The sequence below is a fragment of the candidate division KSB1 bacterium genome, assembly GCA_034506395.1.
In the GTDB taxonomy this organism is placed as follows: domain Bacteria; phylum Zhuqueibacterota; class Zhuqueibacteria; order Thermofontimicrobiales; family Thermofontimicrobiaceae; genus Thermofontimicrobium.
Window position 1 is genome coordinate 46,435 of record JAPDPQ010000034.1, and the last position, 6,211, is coordinate 52,645.

At 42.3% G+C, this 6,211-nt stretch carries 5 protein-coding genes; 4 read left to right on the plus strand and 1 reads right to left on the minus strand.

Features of this window, described 5'->3' with window-relative positions; all coding sequences use genetic code 11:
* Positions 1–457: 457 nt before the first annotated feature.
* Positions 458–1,432 carry a hypothetical protein gene (locus ONB37_17045; protein ID MDZ7401866.1) on the minus strand — a complete coding sequence of 325 codons (975 nt, stop codon included), beginning with the start codon at positions 1,430–1,432 and terminating at the stop codon, positions 458–460.
* 787 nt (positions 1,433–2,219) lie between these two features.
* Between ONB37_17045 and ONB37_17050 the strand changes: the two genes are divergently transcribed.
* From ONB37_17050 to ONB37_17065, 4 genes are all read left to right on the plus strand, one after another.
* Positions 2,220–3,338, plus strand: coding sequence for a histidine kinase (locus tag ONB37_17050; protein MDZ7401867.1), 1,119 nt, complete (start codon positions 2,220–2,222; stop codon positions 3,336–3,338).
* Entirely contained in the window at positions 3,307–4,089 is a 783-nt protein-coding gene (locus ONB37_17055; protein MDZ7401868.1) for a response regulator, read from the plus strand. The genes ONB37_17050 and ONB37_17055 overlap by 32 nt, the downstream gene beginning before the upstream one ends.
* Before the next feature lie 536 nt (positions 4,090–4,625).
* Positions 4,626–5,087, plus strand: coding sequence for a response regulator (locus ONB37_17060; protein MDZ7401869.1), 462 nt, complete (start codon positions 4,626–4,628; stop codon positions 5,085–5,087).
* An 86-nt stretch (positions 5,088–5,173) separates the two neighbouring features.
* Positions 5,174–6,211: carboxypeptidase-like regulatory domain-containing protein (locus tag ONB37_17065; GenBank protein ID MDZ7401870.1), on the plus strand; the 1,038-nt coding region annotated here is incomplete at its 3' end.

Genomic DNA, 6,211 nt, shown 5'->3' on the forward strand with positions numbered 1-6,211 from the left:
ACACCACCATTTCGATTTGCGTTTGGAAAAAACAGATTTCAAAAATTTGTCCAAAATTACGAAAAGAATTAATTGAAGTCAAGGCTTATTGTGTTACCTTTTTGAAATTGGCAAAAAGAAATCATCGAAGCCGTCGTCATTGAGCAAACATGAAGGGGAGTTACATCTATAAAATCGAATCATATCAAATTTTTCGAAGCTCCTTATTTTGTTCAATTCATCTGATTTTATTACCCTAATTTGCTGGGCAGCGCTTTGAAGGAAAAGTAATTTAGAAAGTTTGAACCGATGATAATTGACCTTGATGAGTCGAAAAATTTGCCTCAAAAAATACAGCCAGCCAATAGACCAATTCAGTCCATTGGCTGACTCTTCGCTCCGTCAACAGTCGATCTTGACGAGTTAATAAATGTTCTACTTGGATTCAGATTGCACGATGCGCATGGATCGTAATCAATCAAAATGCCGCCTGAGCACCAAGCCTCAAATTCCATTGATAGTGATTTGAGGTGGGAATATTATAGCTATTGTCCCTCCTCTCTGAATGAGACCTTCCATAGGAGGCATTGACCAGAAATCGGAGCTGATTCAGCAAATTTATCCTAAGGCCTGCGCCAAAATCATGAGCCGACCCACTGGCATTTTTGTATGAGTTCTTTTGATTATCATAATACAGAGAAACTTCCATGTTTGATAATAGGCCAGTTTCCAGGTCAACGCGAACGCCTTTTAGATTGGACTGATAAAAAGAAGTTCGATGCGATTGTCGCCAGCTAATGGTAGCCACATAATCTTTGGGCTGAACGATGCGACCATAAAAATAATCGAAATCATTCAGCTCATCACCAGAAAAATTCAAATTATAAAAGGTCAGGCCTGAGGAATAATTCCAGGTGCTTTTGTCGTTGTCATTCTCAGCTTTTTCTCTCACCCTGGAATATTCGGCATTGAGAAACAGATTGATATGATCGGTCAATCCGAAATCAAATGCATCGTAAAGGCTCCATTTCAGATTAGGGTCATAGTTCTTAGAATAAGAGGTCCAATGAAGTTGATTTTTCAGCTCAGATTGTTTCAGATAAATGCCATTATAGAACGAGCGCCGGAAATCGATTGTCGACAATGTTCGATGGATGGAAAGATAGTTGGCGCGAAGATGAACGGCATAACCATCTCTCTTGTCAACTGATTTGAAATATTCCTCAGTACCGCTAAAATAGCGACTGGTTCTGCTATAAGTCTCCTCTTGATGGTTAAAGTTAACCGATCCGTCAAATAAAAATCGCCGATCAGGGATAAGCCAATATCGGAATTGAGGTTTTCCATTCTCTGCTTTTGGTAGCCAGTGCCAATTTGCTGGATGAATATTATGAAGAGGAATAGGGCTATCCGCCGCCAACACGGCAAATGATATGTGGAGTTCGTTTGTCATTTTAGCGAGTGACTCCATCCGTTTCAGACGAATGGAGTCATTTTTCTAATTTAAACCCCTATATGCCAAAAATTAAAAGCCCTCTCCACAGGGTTCGAGCTCTTCAAAGAGGGTGGCAACACTTATGCATGGCACAATATGACAAATAACTATTTAGTGAATCAATTCAACTTAATTGAAAACTAAATATCTAAATCATTTTGACAATTCACAATGAAGAACTGCAATTGATATTTCAAAAACAAATTCGCTTCATTAATGAAAAATAAAAAATGATTGAGGATAACTTGTGTAATAAAACAAAATTCAAAATTACAGTTCTGGTCTTCTGAATGAACTATATTTCAATTGCTTTTCAACGCTTCGATCAATCGTTCATCCAAAATCAATTGGCTTCGGTCTCGCAGATGCTCCAAAAAACAAAAAGAGGGTCTCTAATAAAATTTCAGTTGCAATAAATGATGTCATATGTTATATTTTAGAAAAATGAGTCAGTCGGCTCATCATGGGCATAAAATCATGAAGGTATAATGGGGTATTGGATTTGTGTCATGCTGTTGCTCCAGCGCTTTATTGACGTCTTATTTAATCATTTTTTTCCCAAATGATAAAAGAATTGGATCCTGGGCAAGAATTGTTGACCGTTTGCCAGTTGGCGAACCAATCAAATTGCTCGAATCCGTCAACTGGCGAATTAGTGAACTTGGTTTAATTCGGGAAATTAGCGGTTACAGGTCTTTTTGCTCTGGCTCGTTCAGGTCAGGTGCAGCTCAAAAATAGGATATTCATGGCAAGATGGAATAGAAAATGGCCGCTACATCTTGGTTTTACCCTGTTGATCTGGTTTTCACTGGCAATCTTCTTTGCGATCGATGAATATCGAGATAGCATCACTCGGGGTGACACTCCGAATTTTGCTTTAGAGCTTTACTGGAAATTTAGTTTCTGGTTGCCCTGGGGGATATTATCACCACTGATCTATTACATCACGCAAAAAAAACCAATCGAGCGAAGCAACTTGCCTGGTAGTATCGGAATCAATTTATTGGCCTGCCTGGTTATTACGTTGATCAAAAACTTGTTCTATTTTATTCTGACCTATCCCATCCGCTTCTATCCAGAATGGACGTCGTTCTTCGAGAAGTGGAAGAAAGAGCTATCATACAATTTCCAAAATGATGTTCTGGTCTATTTATGTATCATCGGTTTTTATTATATCATCAAGAAATATTTTCAGGCCAAAGAGCTGGAGATCGAGAAATATCAGATTGAAGCCCAGTTGGATCGGGCGCAACTCCAGATTTTGAAAATGCAGTTGCAGCCTCATTTTTTATTCAATGCGCTCAACAGTATTTCGGCGCTGGTCTACAAGGATGCGGAATTAGCCAATAAAACGTTGACGCGCCTCAGCAACCTGCTGCGTGGGATTCTGGATAATTCGGGCACGCAAGAGGTCGCTTTGCGAGACGAATTATCGATCTTAGAGAACTATCTGGAGATCGAAAAAGTACGGTTTCAGGAGCGCTTGCGAATCATTATGAACATCCAGCCCGAGACGCTGGAGGCCCTGGTGCCGAATTTGATCCTGCAGCCCATCGTGGAAAACGCCATCCGTCATGGCGTGGCACCCTTTGCCAAAATGGGGACGATTGAAATTCGTTCGCAGCGCGTGGACGGGATGCTTCGTCTTCAGGTGTGTGATAATGGTCCTGGAATTAAAGAGGATCAGCAGACCACGTTAAAAAAAGGGATTGGGCTCTCGACGACTTATGAGCGACTCGAGAAATTGTACAAATCCAACTTCCAGTTTGAAATCTGCAATTCTCCTGATGGTGGATTGATGGTGAATATTGAATTGCCTTATCGAGTGCCAGATGAACGAGAACACCAAACTGCCTACCCATAAAATCAAAGCACTGATCGTGGATGATGAGCCGTTGGCGCGAGATCGAATACGCCAGTTGCTAAAAGGCGACCCAGAAATCGAAATCGTCGGCGAATGTAGTAATGGACAGGAGGCAGTGGTTGCCATCCAATCGGAAAATCCTGATCTGGTCTTCCTGGACATCCAAATACCAGAGCTGAACGGTTTTGAGGTCATCCAATCCATCGGCGTTGATAAGATGCCATGCGTGATTTTCATTACGGCATTTGATACGTTCGCATTAAATGCGTTCGAGGTTCATGCACTGGATTATCTGCTTAAACCGATAGATGTGGAACGATTTCAGCAGACCGTAGCGCGTGCCAAGCAGTTCATTCAAAATATCCAACTCAGTCAATTAACCGACCGTCTCAATCATCTATTGATCACGTTGAAATCAGATAAACGCTATTTATCTCGTTTCACAATCAAGATCGGAAAGACCATTTATTCGCTCAAAGCCGAAAGCATCGATTGGATTGAGTCGGCGGGCAATTATGTCATGTTACATGCGGGCAAGGAGAAACATATCTATCGCACCACCATGAAATGTCTGGAGAACATCCTTGATCCCGAAAAATTTGTTCGCATTCATCGGACTCGAATTGTGAATATCGACGCAATCAAAGAATTGCAGCAATTAGATTACAATGAATTCCTGATTATTTTAAAAAACGGTCAGAAATTGCCACTCAGTGACTCCTACAAACAGAACCTGCTTCAATTTTTTTAAGCTATTTATACCCGTTTCATCCCACAATTTGCCTCTTTCATCAGCGATTTTAGCTCCATTATCCCATCGCTATTGCACTTTAGCTAAATTTCATTAGCTTAATAATGGCTGGTTATTTGTCATTTGACGGAATAGAGCAAGCAATGGCTATTACTACTCAGATCATTTAATAGCTTACGGATCAGAGTCATTTCAACCGAATAGAGGAATCTGTAAATTTAACAGCCCAATTAACGTTAGATTCCTCTCCGTCGATTAGCGATAGGCGTCAACCTAAGAGTTTTTTTAACGCAAAGAACGCAAAGCAGACGCAAAGGGCGCAGAGTGATTGAAATGATAGCAAATTTCTTAGCGAGCTTTGCGTTTAAATTCAGGCTAATAATTTGAAATTGACTTTTTTGAATATTAAATCATCCGTTAAGTTGACGCATATTGCCGATTAGCGGATCGGAATGACAATTCAAATGTAAGCTCCAATGTGCTGGCAGCAATAACTAGGCATTCTAATGGATCAAAAATGGACATGGTAGGGAGCCATGGGTATCTATCATGTGATCATTGTTGATGACGAACCATTGGCACGGTTTCGAATTCGTTCGTTATTGGAACAGGATCCTGAAATCGAAATTTTAGCGGAATGTGAAACGGGACTGCAGGCGATTGATGCTATTCGAACGTATGTCCCGGACCTGATATTTTTGGATATTCAGTTACCTGAAAAGGATGGCTTTGGAATTATTGAAGAGATTGGTGCCGAACGAATGCCCGAGGTGATCGTGGTGACCGCTTATGAAAACAAAGCTATTCTGGCATATAAAAAATATCATTACCCTTATTTGCTAAAGCCATTTGATAGCGATCAATTTAAAGCGATTTTGAGCCTTGCAAAACGAAGGATTATTGAATCAATAGGGCAACATCATGACCAAGGTCGCCAGCAAAAGCCGATTAAAAATTCGCTTGAAGTGAGAAAACAAATAAGTCGCGCGCAACGATAGCTATTGGTTTAAATAAAGCTCTGAAAGCTGTCGACTCAAGAATAAAAGCTAATAGCAGAATTAGTTTAATTATTCGGAGATAACCGATGAAGCGACTCCCCATTTTCTTTATTCTATCACTTACCATGGCCACATTCGTGTTGGCTGGCACCACGGGAAAAATTGCGGGCGTGGTGACAGATATCCAGACCCATGAACCGCTCCCAGGGGCAAATATCATCATCCTTGGCACCCAGATGGGGGCTTCCACCAATCTAAAGGGCGAATATTTCATCCTCAATATCCCGCCTGGGCTCTATTCAGTAAAAATTTCTTATATGGGCTACATTTCGCAGACGGTTTCCAATGTGCGGGTGAGCATCGATCGAACAACCGAAGTTAATTTTCGTTTGCAGCCAACGATCCTGGAGACTGGCCAAGAGGTGGTGGTGACGGCGGAACGGGAGCGGATTCAAAAAGACGTGGCATTTTCGCAAACCGCGATTGTAGCGCAGGAAGTGAGCATTGCCCCGACAGGCACGGATTTGCGTGCCACCATTGATATGGCCCCCTCGATTGATCGCAATGACGATACTGGCAATCTGATTGTTCGCGGCTCATTCCAGGATGAAGTCGGATTGGTGGTGGATAACTTCACGTCGCAGGACAAGCGCAACGGCACGCCCATCTTCAAACTCAGCCGTTCAGCAATTCAGGAGATTCAGATTCTCACGGGTGGTTTTAGCGCTGAGTATGGCCAGGTGCGTTCGGGTTTGATCAATGTGGTCACCAAAGAGGGCGGCGATAAATACTATGGCTCCATTGATGTTCGCTATCGCCCGCCAGAGATCAAACATGTAGGGGCCAATATCTACAGCCGCCAGAACTGGTGGCAAATTGGCCGCTATACATTCTTGGACACGATTCGGGGGCCGGAATATACCAACTGGCGTGGAGAGGTCGTGCCCAGTTGGAAAAATGAATATGGCGAAAACATCGATGCCAATTATGATGGCAAGCCCGATTTCGAGGGCTGGCGTGCTCGCTACCAGTCCTATTTTGTGGGTCCCAATGCGCGCACCAAGGAGATCAACGGGGTGGATAAGACGACATTGTCGCCAGAAGAGCTGTTGCAGGCTGAAGAG

What these genes read in the sequence shown, in the direction of transcription:
- ONB37_17050 (MDZ7401867.1), top strand. Translation starts at nt 2,220, where the DNA reads ATGGCAAGATGGAATAGAAAATGGCCGCTACATCTTGGTTTTACCCTG.
- ONB37_17060 (MDZ7401869.1), top strand. Translation starts at nt 4,626, where the DNA reads ATGGGTATCTATCATGTGATCATTGTTGATGACGAACCATTGGCACGG.
- ONB37_17055 (MDZ7401868.1), top strand. Translation starts at nt 3,307, where the DNA reads ATGAACGAGAACACCAAACTGCCTACCCATAAAATCAAAGCACTGATC.
- ONB37_17045 (MDZ7401866.1), bottom strand. Translation starts at nt 1,432, where the DNA reads ATGACAAACGAACTCCACATATCATTTGCCGTGTTGGCGGCGGATAGC.